At 68.6% G+C, this 15,126-nt stretch carries 9 protein-coding genes; 4 read left to right on the top strand and 5 right to left on the bottom strand.

The window, feature by feature from the left end:
* Positions 1-79: 79 nt before the first annotated feature.
* The 5 genes from ACFY16_RS41185 to ACFY16_RS41165 form a co-directional block, all read right to left on the bottom strand.
* A complete protein-coding gene (locus ACFY16_RS41185; protein ID WP_390652360.1) occupies positions 80-2,926 on the bottom strand; it encodes a family 78 glycoside hydrolase catalytic domain in 2,847 nt (948 codons plus the stop codon).
* A 72-nt stretch (positions 2,927-2,998) separates the two neighbouring features.
* The gene (locus ACFY16_RS41180) at positions 2,999-4,876 is read right to left on the bottom strand and encodes a TolB family protein (protein WP_390652359.1); all 1,878 of its coding nucleotides are present in this window, start codon (positions 4,874-4,876) and stop codon (positions 2,999-3,001) included.
* Positions 4,877-4,928: 52 nt separating this feature from the next.
* Positions 4,929-5,729 carry a carbohydrate ABC transporter permease gene (locus tag ACFY16_RS41175; RefSeq protein ID WP_390652358.1) on the bottom strand — a complete coding sequence of 267 codons (801 nt, stop codon included), beginning with the start codon at positions 5,727-5,729 and terminating at the stop codon, positions 4,929-4,931.
* 98 nt (positions 5,730-5,827) lie between these two features.
* A complete protein-coding gene (locus tag ACFY16_RS41170; protein ID WP_390652357.1) occupies positions 5,828-6,733 on the bottom strand; it encodes a carbohydrate ABC transporter permease in 906 nt (301 codons plus the stop codon).
* Complete coding sequence (locus ACFY16_RS41165) at positions 6,733-8,070, bottom strand: ABC transporter substrate-binding protein (protein WP_390652356.1); 1,338 nt, start codon at positions 8,068-8,070, stop codon at positions 6,733-6,735. Before ACFY16_RS41165 ends, ACFY16_RS41170 begins: the two co-directional genes overlap by 1 nt.
* Positions 8,071-8,366: 296 nt before the next feature.
* On the opposite strand from ACFY16_RS41165, the gene ACFY16_RS41160 reads away from it, so the two are divergent.
* The 4 genes from ACFY16_RS41160 (at position 8,367) to ACFY16_RS41145 (ending at position 15,112) form a co-directional block, all read left to right on the top strand.
* Complete coding sequence (locus ACFY16_RS41160) at positions 8,367-9,395, top strand: LacI family DNA-binding transcriptional regulator (protein WP_390652355.1); 1,029 nt, start codon at positions 8,367-8,369, stop codon at positions 9,393-9,395.
* Positions 9,396-9,703: 308 nt separating this feature from the next.
* Positions 9,704-11,119: a glycoside hydrolase family 5 protein gene (locus ACFY16_RS41155; RefSeq protein ID WP_390652354.1), complete on the top strand. Its 1,416-nt coding sequence runs from the start codon at positions 9,704-9,706 to the stop codon at positions 11,117-11,119.
* Between the two features lie 87 nt (positions 11,120-11,206).
* The gene (locus tag ACFY16_RS41150) at positions 11,207-13,273 is read left to right on the top strand and encodes a beta-galactosidase (RefSeq protein WP_390652353.1); all 2,067 of its coding nucleotides are present in this window, start codon (positions 11,207-11,209) and stop codon (positions 13,271-13,273) included.
* A gap of 66 nt (positions 13,274-13,339) precedes the next feature.
* Positions 13,340-15,112 carry a family 43 glycosylhydrolase gene (locus ACFY16_RS41145; protein WP_390652352.1) on the top strand — a complete coding sequence of 591 codons (1,773 nt, stop codon included), beginning with the start codon at positions 13,340-13,342 and terminating at the stop codon, positions 15,110-15,112.
* Positions 15,113-15,126 lie beyond the last annotated feature (14 nt).

Genomic DNA, 15,126 nt, shown 5'->3' with positions numbered 1-15,126 from the left:
TCGTGTGCCCCGCGCCTGGGCCTGAACCCGAACGAGCACGGGAGCATGTCGGCCTCGAAGACCGGCTCGAGCACGATCTTCAGCGCGGCCTGCACGATCCGGTCACGGACGGAAGGGATCGACAGCGGTCTCTGCTCCGCGGTCGTGCCGGGTTTCGGAAAGGGGTTCTTCGGTGCTCAGTCATCGGAACGGCGCGATGGGGTGGCTTCCGCCTGCTACCTGCTGCCTGCTGCCTGCTGCCTGCTGCCTGCTGCCTGCTGCTGTGCGACCGGCCGGGCCCCACGGCCAGTTCCTCGCCGTCAGGGAAGACGATGGTGGCGGTGGACGTGGGCGGGACATCGACAGTGATTTCCAACTGCCCGGCCTTGGTGTGCCATTCGACCCTGATGGTGCCGCCCGGGCTGTCGAAGGTGCCGCGCGCCCAGCCGACCGACGGGTGGGGTGCCGGCGCGACGACGAACCGCTCCCAGGCCACGGAACCCTCGGCCTGTCGCAATCCGAGGGTGTGGGTGTGCAGGAAGTTGATGACAGCGCCCTTGCTGTAGTGGTTGAGCGACTCGTGTGCGTCGCCGTTGTCGTCGATGCCGTCCCAGTCCTCCCAGATCGTGGTGGCACCGCGGTCGAGCATGCCGAGCCAGGACGGCGAGGTGCGCTGGAGAAGGACCTCGTAGGCGAGGTCGGCGTGGCCGGTGTCGGCCAGGACGGGGAGCAGGTCGGCGGTGGAGAGGAACCCGGTGCCCAGGTGTGTTCCGGCCTCGCGGATCAGGTCGGCCAGCCGCGCGGCGGCCGCGTTGCGCAGCTTCTCGGGTGCCAGGCCGTTGGCGAGCGCGCGGACATAACTCGCCTGGGTGTCGACGGTGGTACGGCCTGTTTCGTCGAGGAACTCCGTGCGCCAGGCGTCCTTGATGCGTTCCGCGAGTCGGCTGTAGCGGGCGGCCTCGTCGTGGTGCCCCAGGAGGCCGGCGACCGCGGCGAGCGTGGCAGTGGAGCGGAACAGGAACGCGGTGCCCACCTCGCCCTTGTCGGTCTTCATCCAGGCTTCCGGCTCCCCCGGAGCGGCTTCGATGACCGAGCCGTCCTCTGCGCGGGGCTTGGGTTCGCACCACTCGCCCCAATGGAAGGAGCCGTCCCAGATGAACTCCTCGTGGGGCAGAGGCTCGGCCGAGCGGGCCACCCGGGAGGGGTGCCGGGCCGTGCGGGCAACGGCGTGGGCCCACTCGACCCAGCGGACCATCGCCTCCCAGTTCTCGATGAGGACCTGGCGGTCGCCGTACGTCTCGTACAGGAGCCACGGTACGAGAACGATGGCGTCACCCCAGCCTGCCGAGCCCGTCATGCTGTCCAGGCGCTGGTCGGTGCGCAGCTTGATGCGCCGGCCGTCGGGCGAGAAGTTGGCGATGCGCCCGTCGTCGAGTTGGTCGTCGCAGACCGAGCGCAGCCACTTGCGGCTGAAGCCGTGGATGTCGTAGAGGCGCGTGGCGGTGGGTGCGAAGACCTGGTAGTCGCCGGTCCAGCCGATACGTTCACGGGTGGGGCAGTCGGTGGGCACGTCGACGGCGTTGCCCCTGAAGCTCCACCGCGCCACGTCGTACAGGCGGTTGAGGTCTTCGTTGCCGCAGGCGAAGGTGCCGATGGGGCGCAGGTCCGTGTGGACCACCCGCATGGTGAGGCTCGACGTGTCCAGTGGGGCGTCGCCGCGTTCCAGGAGGCGGGCGTAGCGAAATCCGTGCACCGTGTGGCGGGGCTCGAAGGTCTCGCCGGCGGTACCGGAGGAAATGACCTCGTCGTGCTGGACGAAGACGGTCACCGGGTCGCCGGGGCGCTGGCAGTCGAGGTGGGTGGTGGTCAGATCCCCGGTCAGGGGGTCGAGGTGCTCGCCGTAGTCGATCACGGTGCGGGTCCCGGCCGGGCCGAGGTCGGTGAGGATGATCCAGCCGGAGGCGTTCTGGCCGAAGTCGGCGATCCAGGCGCCGTCCTGCAGCCGGGTGAGCGAGATGCAGGGCAGGTCCTCGATGCGGCGTACGGGCGGGGCCGGGGACCAGCCGATCGGGGGTGCGGTCACCGCGTCGACGAGGACGGGACGCTGCTCGCGGCCCGCGGCGGCCGGGGCCCGGAAGTCGGTGACCTGGCCGTCCATCAGGTCGGCGCGGGTGACGGGTCCTGTGGAGGAGGTCCAGTGCTCGTCGGTGCGGACGATCTGGCGCGTCCCGTCGGCGTGCTCAAGATGCAGCTCCAGGCGGGCGGCCAGGAGTTCGCCCCAGGCGGCCGGTTTACGGAAGGCGCCGACCTGGCCGCGGTACCAGCCGTCGGAGAGCACGATCTCGAGGGTGTTGGTGCCGGGTCGGACGGACGAGGTGACGTCGGCCGCCTGGGCGTACAGGGTCTTGTCGTACGAGGTTGAGCCGGGTGCGAGTTCGGTGGTGCCGGCGCGTTCGCCGTTCACGAAGGCCTCGTACACCCCGAGAGCTGTGGAGTACAGACGCGCTCGAACCACCTCGGATGTGCTGAACGAGGCGCGCAGTGTGCGCGTCGGCCGTGTGCCGGGCGCGAGGAGCGTGGTCTGAGGGTCGTCGGCCGGGGTGATCCAGGACGCGGTCCAGTCGGCGTCGAGCAGTCCGGCCTCGAAAGCGTGCCAGACGCTCCACGTAGAGGCCGCGCTGATGGTGCGGGGGCGTACGCGCCAGCGCACCCGTTCCCCGCTGCGCAGCGGGCTCAGTGGCCAGTCGATGAGCAGGTGGCCGACGGTCAGGGCGCTTCGCACCGGCTGTCCGTCGATGTGGATCTGCAGTTCGTAAGCGTCGTCCGGCCCCGCGGCGGTCCGGGGAGGCTTCCAGGAGAGGCGGGGGCGGCTGCCGGACACCGGAAACCGGTCGCCGCCACAATCGATCGCCAGCTCGTAGGGGGTGTCAGGGGCCTTGTGAGTCATCCGGTCTGTTTCCTCCGGTGTCCGGATCTGGATCCGCCTGGATCAGCTGGGATCCAGGCGGATCCGCTGGGATCAGTGGCCGTTGGCCGGCTGCGTGTAGGTGGTTCCGTCGATGGTCGTGGTGAGCGTGCCGACCGCCTGGAAGTCGTTTCTGAGCATCACGGACGGGCCGAGTGTGAAACCGTCGGGGCCGGTTCGCTTGGTACCGGTGTGCCGGCCGGAGAGGGTCAGGTCCTCGGTCCAGGTGAGGCAGGCGAGAGCCGAGGCGGTACCCGGCGTGCAGCCGAGGGCCGTGTTGGACGCGCGCTCCACCTTCTCGGTGCCGTCGATGATGTTCGTGCCGTCGTCGCTGTAGTTGTCGTAGTCGACGGCGACGCTGAGGGGCTGGGTGCCGGCGCTGTTGTTGGTGATCTGTACGGTGGCCGAGCCCTGGGTCTTACCGCGCAGGGTGTACGTGCCGGTGGGGATCGCCTTCGCCGTCGGCAGCGTCGTGTCCGGGTCGTAGGGCATGCCCCAGGTCCTGTCGGAGACCTGCGCGGGAGTTACGGGCGCGGTGGGCTTGAAGTCCGGGAAGCGGGCGATCATCAGCCGGCTGTTGCGGCCGCCGGGTTCGGTCGAGTCGGCGCAGCGGTGGGGTGTCGGGTTGGCGCCGCAGGCGAGGTTCTCGGTGTAGACGACGGCGGTGCTGTCGGCGAGCCAAGCCGGGTCGGCGGCGGCGTTCCAGTTCCGGTCGGATCCGGCGTTGATCTGGAAGCCGTCACCGGTCTTGGGGTCGACGAGCCAGGGCGAGAAGTAGCGGCGGTTGCCCTCGTTGCGGATCCCGGCGACGTACGCGGCGGTGCCGCCGTGGGCGGTGAGCGCCGGGATTCCCGGCATCCCGGAGATGAAGTCGAGTCGGTCCGAGCCCCTGACCTCTTCGGCGAGCAGCCACTTGCCGTCGGGGGACGCCGCCATCGGGTCGGTGTACTGGGCGTTCCGGGTCACCGGCCGGGAGGCGCCGGTGGCCAGGTCGGTGACCCAGGCGTCCATGCTGTCGGAGTTCACGCTCTGGATGCCGAGGGTCGCCCGCCCGTCGGCGGTGAAGCCGCGCGGTTCGCCGACCATGCCGGCGTTGTTGAACCGCAGTTGGTTGCCCTTCTCGACGACCAGGGGCTGGTACGCGGCCGAGGAGTTGGCGAGGACCGAGACGCCGGTGAGCTCGTATCGGCTGTTCTCCTTGTCGTAGGCGATCCGGCCGACGTACGGGATCTCCGAGAGGGCCCTGTAGTCGAGGACATCCCACACCAGGTGCACGCCGTCGGGGCTCAGTCGCCATTCCCGGCCGTTGTTGATGCCGTTGCTGTCGGGCTCGAAGAGCGGTTTGTCGTTCCAGTAGATGGGGGTGATTCGGGTGTTGGCGGCGGTGCAGCGCGGGTCGGTGACCGTGTACTCGGCGCCGTCGGCACCGCACGACAGGATGCCGTTGCCCACCAGGACGCGCTTGCGGTCGGGCAGTTCGTTCGCGGGCGGGTAGGTGAACTGGCTGGTCTCGATCTCGAAGCCGTAGGACACCCCGCAGGTGAGGCACTTCCATGCCTCGCCGTTCGGGAAGGTGGCGCCATCGGTGCGGACCACCAGGACCTGCGGGCCGGTGTAGATGCTCGCGGGGCCTGAGGCCGGGGCCCCGGCGTAGGTGATGCCCAGGAACACGTACCTGGCGTTCCTGGCGGGGCCGGGAGTTCCGATGCCGCCCCAGTCGGCCGATACGCACCCGGTGGGGTGGGTGCACACGCCGTCCTCGGGGACGGTCGGTGGCACCGGCAACTCGCTGATGGTGACCCGGGGTTGACTCGCGCTTGACGTGTCCGCGGCCGTGGACACGTCGGCTGCGGCCTGGACCTGGGCGCTGGAGAGGGACGCTGCGAGCGCCAGCATGGCGGCCGCGGAGCCTCTCACGAGGGTGGAACGCATACTTCTTCGAGCTCTTATGGACACTGCAGCTTCCTCACTGGTCGTTGCCGGGTCACTTGAGCGCGCCCGCCGAGAGCCCGCTGATGATGTGGCGCTGCGCGATCGCGTAGAAGATGACGATCGGGAGCACCGCGATGAGCGAGGCGGCAAGCAGGATCTGCTGTTGCGGGGAGTCCGCGGAGACGAAGTTGGTGAGTCCGCGTTGTACGGGCATCAGGGAACTGTCGTTGAACAGGACCAGGCCCATGAGGTACTCGTTCCAGACCTGCATGGCCTGGATGACGGCCACCGCGACCAGACCCGGCTTGGCGAGGGGGAGGATGATCCGCCAGAAGGTGCCGAGCAGGGAGGCGCCGTCGATGGCGGCGGCCTCCTCCAGTTCCTTGGGCTGACTGGCGAAGAACCCGCGCATGATCAGGATGGAGATCGGCAGGCCGCCCACGATGAGGACGAGGATGTAGCCGATGCGGGTGTTGGCGAGCCCGAGCGTGATCAGCAGCTTGTACTGGGCGATGAACGAGGCCGGCAGCGGGATGATCATGATGACGAGGATCGCCCCCACGATCGCGCTCCGGCCGGGGAACTCGATGCGGGCCAGTGCGTATCCGGCCAGGCTAGCGATGATCAGGATCCCGATGACTGCGGCCGTGGTGTAGAGGAGGCTGTTGGGCAGGTACTGGCTGAACCCGCCCTCGTTCCACGCGACGGAGAAGTTGCCCCATTCGAAGGGGTGGGGAATGGGGTCGCTTCCCTTGTACAGCTGCTTGGCGCTCTGCAGGGATCCGCTCAGCACCCAGAGCACCGGCACCAGAGCCTCGAGCGCTCCGGCGATCAGCAGGGCGTACAGGGCCATCCGCGGCAGACGGTTGCGGCGGCGGCTTGGGCTCGGTGGCGGTTTCGACACCGACGGCGTATCGGATCGCTGTGCCGGTTCGAGAAGCGTGTTCATCGTCAACGTCCCTTCTCCGTCCGGGAGTCCGTGCTTCCGCCGAGCCTGCGGGAGACCCACAGCTGGACGCAGGCCAGGGCGACCAGGCACAGCCCGAAGATGACGGACATCGCGGCCGCGCGGCCGTACTCGCTGTACTGGAAGGCCTGTTGGTAGATGTGCAGGGTGGGGACCTCGGTGTGACCGGCGGGGCCGCCGTTGGTCAGCACCTGGACCGTGCCGAAGATCTGCAGACCGCTGAGCAGGGTCAGCACGCTGACGATGCCGGTGACGTGTGACATGCCGGGCCAGGTGACGTAGCGGAACTGAGCCCATCCGCGGGCTCCGTCCAGGGAAGAGGCCTCGTACAGTTCCTTGGGCACGTCCTGCCGGCCGGCCAGGAAGAGGATGAAACCGAATCCCCAGTGGTACCAGACGAACACGGCGGCGACAGCGATCACGGCCGTCTTGGGATCCGCCAGCCAGTTGTGCTGAAGACCGTCGAGTCCGACCGTCTTGAACATCTGGTTGACGATCCCGATGTTCGGGTCGAGGAACCACGAGAACATCACACCCACAACGACCGTGGAGAACACTCCGGGCAGGTAGTACACGGTCCGGAAGAACGCGGACCCGCGACGGGCCCGGTGCACGGCCAGCGCCATCACCATCGACACCGCGTTGGCGACGACCAGACCGACCACGCCGTAGACGACGGCGTTCTTCATCGAGCCCCAGAACTGGGTGTCGTGCAGCACGTAGCGGTAGTTGGCGAGCCCGATGTACGGCGTGTCCAGGCTCACCCCGTCCCAGGACTGGAAGCTCAGCAGGATGCCCTGAACGAACGGGACCACCGTGAACACGGCGATCATGGCCAGCGCCGGCGCCAGGAAGAGCCAGGCCGCCAGCACGCGACTGCGGCGCCTCACTACGCGCTCTTCTGCGCCGCGTCGAGGTCACCGAGAACCTGGTCGACCGTGCGTTCCTTGAGGACGAGGGCCTGAGTGCCCTTCTGCAGGGCGGTGTTGACCTGCTCCAGAATCTGATTCTGGACGAGCTGGATGTCGGAGACCTTCGCGGCGATGCCCGCCAGCTGCTCGGGGATGTTCTTGTCGGACACGGCGCGCGCGGAGGGGATCAGCGGGACTCCCTCGGCCCAGGCCCGCTGCTGGTCCGCGGCGGTCAGCCACTTGAGGAACTTCAGCGCCTGGGCCGCGTTCTTACTGCGGGGGTTGACCGCAGCACCCTTGGCTGCGCCGCCGACCAGGCGCGACGTCTGTGTGCCGTCATCGGCCGCGGGGAGCGGGAAGGAGCGGAAGTCCGTGAAGTCCGGGGCGGTCGCACGCGCCACGCCGACGGCCGAGGTGCCGTCGAAGATGGCCGCCACGCCCTGGGTGTTGAAGAACGCCTTCTCCACGGTGGGGTTGTCCGTGTTGCCACTCGGCAGCGAGCCGGTGGCGATCACGCCGGCGTCCCGCAGGTCGACCACGAGTTGCAGGGTCTTGCGCCAGCCCTCGCTCTTCCAGCTGTTCTTGCCCACGAAGGTGGCGTTCAGTTCCTCGTCGGTCATGTAGTTGGACGCGTAGGACTGGACCACCTGGTTGGAGAGGCTGGTCGCGAACCAGAAGGTGCCCTTCCCGGACTTCTTGATCTTCCGCATCTGATCGATGAACTCACTCATGGAGGCGGGCGCCTTGTCCGGGTCAAGGCCGGCGGCCTTGTACATCGCGGCGTTGACGAAGATGCCCAGGGCCGGGGTCTCCCAGTGGGCGCTGTAGATGCCTGGCTTCACGCCCTGCGGGTTGTCCGCCCCGAACGTCGTCGTCTTGAGCGTGGCGGGCCGGAAGGTGTCGCCCCAGCTGCCCTTCATCCGGTCGGTCAGGTCCATGGCCCAGCCGGCCTTGTAGTAGGGGGCCATGGAGTGGCCGTCGACCACCGAGTACATGTCTGGCATGTTGCGGGACTGGGAGCTCGACTGGAGCTTGGTCAGGAAGTCGGCGGGGCCGACGTCATCGATCCTGATCTTCACGCCGTTCTGCTTCGAGTACTGCTCGGCCAGCTTCTTCAGCGTCGCGGCCTGGCCGCGGGACTGGTTCATGAACACGATCTCCGAGCCGCCGCCCGAGCTGCCCGAGTCGCCGGAACCGCAGGCCGCCAGCGAGGTGGCAGCCAGGGTGGTACCGACCGCTCCCAGGAGGAAGCCGCGTCGGGAAGGTCCCGTGGAAGTGGTCGAACCCATCGGGCCCGCCGTGTGGAATCGCGTCATCGTGTTCCCTTTGAGTGAGTGGCGAAGACGTCGCGCGAGGAGCCTCCGGCCACAGAGGACCGAAAAGAGTGACCATCTGCACTCGAAATAAGTTTCTGCTGGTCGCGCTGGCGGTGAACGCTAGGGCCGCGACGCACCTTCGTCAATCCTTACCGCACGGTGAATTTTCCTGCGTGCAACCAGTCTTGATCCAGACGTGCAACCAGTCTTGATCCAAAGGTGTTTCGAAAAAAATCTCGGTGCTACGGTGCTGCGCAGTGCGGGCCACTGACCCGCCCCCTGCCCTTGGGAGAGCCATGGCATCCGAGCCTCAACGTGTCACCCTCGCGAAGGTCGCCGAGTCCGCCGGCGTCTCGGTGGCCACCGTCTCCAAGGTCATCAACGGCCGCCCGGACGTGGCCCAGCAGACGCGCGACAAGGTCCTGGACCTCCTGCGCCACTACAACTACGGCGGTAGCCGGGACGATCTGCGCTCGCACCCCACCGTGGAGCTGCTCTTCGGTTTCGAGCGGCTGAGCATCTACCACACCGAGATCATTCAGAGCGTGGTGGACGCCGGGGCGCGTGAGGGCATCGCCGTGGTGGTGAGCAGGCGCGGAGGCTATGACCCGACGGCCAATCCCGTGGCCTGGGCCCGCGGTCTGGCCGCCGCGGGACGGCGTGCCGTCATCGCGGTCACGGCGAACAGTTTGTCGGCGCCGGTCCGCGACGCCCTGAGCCGCTACCAAATGCCGCTGGTGCTGCTCGACCCGGAATCACTGCCCGACGACTCGATCGTCAGTGTCGGTGCGACCAACTTCACCGGCGGCCACGCCGCGGCCGCGCATCTGCTCTCCCTCGGCCACCGCCGAATCGCCTTTCTCGGCGGCACGGAGCACGCCTGGTCCAACCAGGCCCGGCTGCATGGCTTCCGCAGTGCGATGGAGGCGGCCGGCGCACCGGTGCTGCCCGAACTGATCCGTCACGCCGGTACGTTCCACGCCGCCGAAGGCACCGAGCACGGGACGGAACTGCTGGCCGTGGACCCCGCGCCCACCGCGGTGTTCGCCTCCTCCGACGAACTGGCCGCCGGGGTCATCGAGGCCGCCCGGCGGCGCGGCCTGCGCGTACCGGAGGACCTCAGCATCGTCGGCTTCGACAACACCCGGCTGGCCGAGGTGACTTCCCCGCCCCTGACCACCATCCACGGGCCCGTCGAGGAGATGGCGGCCGTGGCCCTGCGCACCGCGCTGCAACTGGCCGCCGACGAGAAGATCGACTCCCACCACGTCGAGCTGGCAACGCAGTTGGTCGTACGGGAGTCCACCCGGCCGCCGCGCGACTGACCCGGGCGGCCGCCCTTGGGCGCGCCGCCACCGGCCGCCGGGCTCCTCCGCCCTGGTCCCGCCCCTCCTGCAACGAGGGGCCCAATTGCCTTGCCCTGGTCCTGTTCCGCACCGCCTCCTGGTCCTGTTCCGAACCGCCTCCTGGGGCTGGGCGCCTGGCGCTCACGGCTCGTCGTTGCCGCCGACGACGCGGCGCCCACAGCCTGCGAAGCCCCCCGCAGACCCTTCCCAACGGCCCGGCCGTCCCCGAACCCCTCTGCCCCGCCACCGCTCCATGCCCGCCACCACACCGCGAAGGATCCCCCGTGTTGACCACGACACCATCCGCGCCCCGCTCCCACGGCACGATCCCGAACCCACTGCTGAAGACCTCCGGCACCGGTCTGATCACCCATGACGGCACCCCGGTCCGGCTCCGCGGCGCCGGGCTCGGCGGCTGGATGAACATGGAGAACTTCATCACCGGCTATCCGGGCAACGAGGACGCCATGCGTTCAGCGGTACGGAACGTCCTCGGCGAGCGCCGCTACGAGCTGTTCTTCGACCGGCTGCTGACCGTCTTCTTCGACGCGGCCGACGCCGCACTTCTCGCATCCAAGGGCCTCAACTGCCTGCGTCTGCCCGTGAATTACCGCCACTTCGAGGACGACGCCCGCCCGTTCGAGTTCCGCGAGGAGGGCTTCACCCACCTCGACCGCGTGGTGGAACTGTGCGCTCGACACGGCATCTACACCATCATCGACCTGCACTCCCTGCCCGGCTACCAGAACCACCAGTGGCACTCGGACAACCCCACCCACCTTCCGTCCTTCTGGACCCACCCGCACTTCCAGGACCGGGTGGTCCACCTGTGGGAAGTCATCGCGGACCGCTACAAGGACAACCCGTGGGTGGCCGGCTACAACCCGATCAACGAGCCCGCCGACGAGTCCGGGCAGGTGCTGCCCGCCTTCTACGACCGCCTCGCGGGCGCGATCCGCGCGGTCGATCCGCACCACATCCTCTTCCTCGACGGCAACCACTACTCCACCGAGTTCGACATCTTCGGCGACCCCATCGACAACGCCGTCTACACCTGCCACGACTACGCGCGCGCCGGTTTCGCCCGCAGCACCGGCTACCCCGGTCACACCGACGGCGTCTGGATCGACAAGGACCAGGTCGAGGAGTCCTTCCTGCGCCGCACCGCGTACATGCGCAAGACCGGCACCCCCATCTGGGTCGGCGAGTTCGGTCCCGTCTACACCGGCAACCCGGCCCGGGACGAAAGTTGCTCCCAGCTGCTCGCCGATCAGCTGGAGATCTACCGGCGCCACGAGGCGAACTGGACCATCTGGACGTACAAGGACGTCGGCCTGCAGGGGCTTGTCCATCTCGCCCCGGACAGCGCCTACGACCGGCAGTTCGGCGCGTTCATGGCGAAGAAGCACCGCCTGGGCGCAGAGGCCTGGGGCTCCCCCGAAGGCGCCGCCCGCGAACTGATCAAGCCGCTCGAACAACTCATCGCCGACGAATTCCCCGGCTTCTCCGCGCAGCCGTTCAGCACCCGCCAGTGGCTCGACGTCCTCATCCGGCACATCATGCTGGGCCAGCCACTGGTCCAGGAGTACGCCGAGCTCTTCCGCGGCCTCGGCGACGACGACGTACTCACCCTCGCCGAATCCTTCGCACTGGACCAGTGCGTACAACGCGACCGGCACCTGGACCTGCTCGCGAACGGATGACGGATCGCCCCGGCCCCGAAGCCCGCAGCGCACAGGGCCGGGGCACACCAGCCATCACCACCGCACCACCCGATGCGAAGGAAAGCCATGTCCCAGCTGCCCCAGCGCGTGCTGTTCGGCGCCGCTTACTACCACGAGTACCAGCCCTACGAACGCCTCAAGGACGACCTCGACCTCATGGCCGAGGCCCACTTCAACGTCATCCGCCTCGGCGAGTCGGTGTGGTCGACCTGGGAACCCGACAACGGCCACTTCGACCTCGACTGGCTGCAGCCGGTCCTGGACGGTGCGCACGAGCGCGGCATGGCCGTGATCCTCGGTACCCCGACCTACGCGATACCCCCGTGGCTCGCCCGCCAGTACCCGGAGATCGCCGGCGAACGCGGCACCGGGCAGCGCATCGGCTGGGGCTCCCGGCAGGAGGTGGATTACACCCACCCGGCGTTCCGCTTCCATGCCGAGCGCGTCATCCGCAAGGTCGTCGCCCGGTACGCCGAGCACCCCGCCGTCATCGGGTTCCAGGTCGACAACGAGCCCGGCCTGGAGCTGTTCCACAACCACGGCGTCTTCCAGCGCTTCGTCGACCACCTGCGCCACACCTACGGCGACGTGGACACCCTCAACCGCGAGTGGGGCCTGACCTATTGGTCGCACCGCCTGTCGACCTGGGCCGACCTGTGGACGCCCGACGGCAACAGCCAGCCACAGTACGACCTGGCCTGGCGCCGCTTCCAGGCCGCTCTCACCACTGAGTTCATCGAGTGGCAGGCAGACATCGTCCGCGCGTACGCGAGCCCCGACCAGTTCGTCACCACGTGCATCGCCTACGACCGCCCCGCGATCGAGGACGACGCGCTCACCCGTACCCTCGACGTCACCGCCGGCAACCCCTACTACCCGATGCAGGACTCCCTCGCCCTGCCGAACCCGCACCCCACGCGCCAGGCCGCGGCCGCGAACGAGGGAACCTGGGCGCTCTACCGCATCGCCGACCGCATCTACGCCTCCCGACAGGAACCCTTCCTGGTCACCGAGACCAACGCCCAGAGCATCGGCCCCTCGTGGCGCAACCAGTCCGCCTACGACGGACAGTGGCGGCAGGCAGCCTGGGCATTGGTCGCACGGGGCGCCTCGATGATCGAGTACTGGCACTGGCACACCCTGCACTTCGGCACCGAGACCTACGTGGGTGGCATCCTGCCCCACAGCGGCCGCCCGGGTCGGATTTACCACGAACTCGCAGCTCTTGGAGCCGAGTTGGAGACGGCGGGCGATCTGGTCGCCGCCCTCACGCCGGACGCGGACGTCGCCTTCCTGTACTCGCTGCCCAGCAAGTGGGCGCTGGAGGCCCAGCCCGCACTTGCCACGCCGGACGGTTCTGCGGACGCGCGCTCCCACGCCACCGTCTTCGACGCCTTCTACCGCGGCGCGTTCGACGCGGGCCTGCAGGCACGCCTGGTCCACCCCGGCCAACTGGAGACGGTGGACCTTCCGCCGCTCCTCGTCGCCCCGGCGTTCTATGCCGCGGACGACGCGACGCTGGACCGGCTGCTCGCCTACGCGGAGTCCGGCAGGCACCTGGTGATCGGCCCGCGCACCGGCTATGCGGACCACGAAGCCCGGGCCCGGACCGACGTCCAGCCGGCCCGCCTCGCGGGGCCCGCCGGAGTCTCCTACGACGAATACACCAACCTGGATACGGCGGTTGAGGTCCAGGGCAGCACCGAACTCCCGCTGTCTGCCCAGGCGCAAGCCCTGTACTGGGCAGATGCCCTCGTCCCGGACGGCGCCGACGTACTCGCCACCTACAACGATCCGCACCTCGGCCGCTGGCCCGCAGCCACGACCCGCCCGTACGGCACCGGCCGCATCACCTACATCGGCACGGTGCCCAACCCGGCCTTCGGCGAGGCACTGTTCAACTGGGCTGCTCCCCAGGGTGCTTGGGGCCGCCCCCACCCGAGTGTCACGGCGACGTCGGCCACCGCCCGTGACGGCCGCCGCGTCCGCTTCCTGCACAACTGGTCATGGAACCCGGTGTCCGTCACGCTGCCCGCCGCCGCGAAAGACGCCCTCACCCCCACCGTGTACGAGGCCGGCGGGTCGGTCGAACTCGGCCCGTGGGACGTGAAAGTGCTCACAGAACGCGGCTGACCCGGCTCTCACCCTCCGCTCCACCTCACCCACCATCCACTCTTACTCACGGTAGGAGCCGTATCGATGCGCTCTTCCCACCGCGTACTCTGCAATCCCCTCGACCTCCCGTACCGCTACCAGGACATACGCACCACCGACGGCACGAGCACCGGCGTACGTCGCTCTGTCCACCGGGAGGCAGCGGACCCCTCCGTCGTACTGTTCCGGGGCCGCTTCTACATGTTCGTCTCTATGTCGGCGGGCTTCTGGCACTCGCAGGACCTGCTGCGATGGGAGTACCGTCCGACCGCCAAGCTTCCCGTCCTCGACTACGCGCCAGACGTCCGGGAGGTCGACGGCGCGCTGTACATCAGCGCGTCGAGGAAGACCGACAACTGCCCCTTCTTCCGCAGCGTCGACCCGCTGGCCGACGACTTCGTCGAGGTCACACCGGGCACCTTCCCCTTCTGGGACCCGAACCTGTTCCAGGACGACGACGGCGACGTCTACCTCTACTGGGGCTGCGACAACGAAACGCCCCTCTATGGGGTGCGACTGTCCAGCACCTTCGAGCAGATCGGCGAACCGACGCCGCTGATTCTGTCCGATGTCGCGACGCACGGCTGGGAACAGGTCGGGGAGGACTACATCACGACCCTGACGCACCCCGAGCAGGAGGGAGTCCTCTCCCGGCTCCAGGGCCGGCCCTACATCGAGGGCGCGTGGATGACCAAGCACGACGGCACGTACTACCTGCAGTACGCGGCGCCCGCCACGCAGCTCAACACCTACGCCGACGGCTACTACACGTCCTCGTCCCCGCTGGGCCCGTTCACGTACTCGCTCGACAGCCCCTTCTCGTCGAAGCCGGGCGGCTTCATCACCGGGGCAGGCCACGGCAGCACGTTCCAGGACCATCACGGCAACTGGTGGCACACGGCGACCATGCGTATCTCGGTGAACGACGACTTCGAGCGGCGCGTCGGGATCTTCCCCGCGGGCTTCGACAAGGACGGGGTCCTGTTCTGCAACCAGAACTACGCCGACTACCCCTTCGTCGTCCCGGACGGACCGTTCGACCCATGGACGCCCCCGGCCTGGATGCTGCTGTCCTACAAGGCCGAGACCACCGCCTCGTCCTCCCTCCCCGGCCACGCCCCCGCGTCGGCGGCCGACGAGGACATCCGTACGTGGTGGGCGGCCGGAAAGCGCGAACAGGGCGAGTCACTGACCCTCGACCTCGGCGCGACCAAAACGGTGCACGCGATCCAGGTCAACCTGGCGGATCACCGGCTGGGCGACAGCGCCACCGAGGTCCCCGAGGGAACGGACTGGAACCGACACATCTGGCGCGGTGTCTACCCCACCCATGCGCCGGCCGAGACCGCGGTGGAGGTCTCGCAGGACGGACAACAGTGGACCGTCGTGCACGACACCCGGGGAACGAACACCGATGCCCCGCACGCGTTCATCGTGCCCGATGAGCCGGCACCCGCCCGGTACGTCCGGGTCACCGGCGGCCGCATGCCCTTCGACGGCGTCTTCGCGCTCAGCGGCGTACGCGTTTTCGGCACGAGTGACAGCGCGACACCGGCGTCGGTTCACGCCCGGGCCCGCCGTATCGACGGCCGCCGCGCCAAAATCGAGTGGGAGGCCGCCACCGGGGCCACGGGCTACACCATCCGGTACGGCCGCCATCCACAGAAGCTGTACCACAGCTGGCAGGTGCACGAGCAGACCAGTCTCGACCTGCGCTCCCTCAACGCCGACGCCGACTACTGGGTCGCGGTGGACGCGTTCGGGGAAGGCGGCATCACGCCCGGGGAGATCGTGCCCGTGAAGGGGTATGTCAATTAACGGCTGGTCTTGGT

This window comes from Streptomyces sp. NPDC001315 (assembly GCF_042896175.1).
In the GTDB taxonomy this organism is placed as follows: domain Bacteria; phylum Actinomycetota; class Actinomycetes; order Streptomycetales; family Streptomycetaceae; genus Streptomyces.
The sequence above is the reverse complement of the archived record's forward strand: the minus strand, read 5'-3'. Positions and strand labels throughout refer to the sequence as shown.

Bases quoted from the DNA above. Each gene is read 5' to 3' on its own strand.
- ACFY16_RS41185 (WP_390652360.1), bottom strand. From the start codon at position 2,926: ATGACTCACAAGGCCCCTGACACCCCCTACGAGCTGGCGATCGATTGT.
- ACFY16_RS41150 (WP_390652353.1), top strand. From the start codon at position 11,207: ATGTCCCAGCTGCCCCAGCGCGTGCTGTTCGGCGCCGCTTACTACCAC.
- ACFY16_RS41175 (WP_390652358.1), bottom strand. From the start codon at position 5,729: ATGGCCCTGTACGCCCTGCTGATCGCCGGAGCGCTCGAGGCTCTGGTG.
- ACFY16_RS41165 (WP_390652356.1), bottom strand. From the start codon at position 8,070: ATGACGCGATTCCACACGGCGGGCCCGATGGGTTCGACCACTTCCACG.
- ACFY16_RS41180 (WP_390652359.1), bottom strand. From the start codon at position 4,876: ATGCGTTCCACCCTCGTGAGAGGCTCCGCGGCCGCCATGCTGGCGCTC.
- ACFY16_RS41160 (WP_390652355.1), top strand. From the start codon at position 8,367: ATGGCATCCGAGCCTCAACGTGTCACCCTCGCGAAGGTCGCCGAGTCC.
- ACFY16_RS41145 (WP_390652352.1), top strand. From the start codon at position 13,340: ATGCGCTCTTCCCACCGCGTACTCTGCAATCCCCTCGACCTCCCGTAC.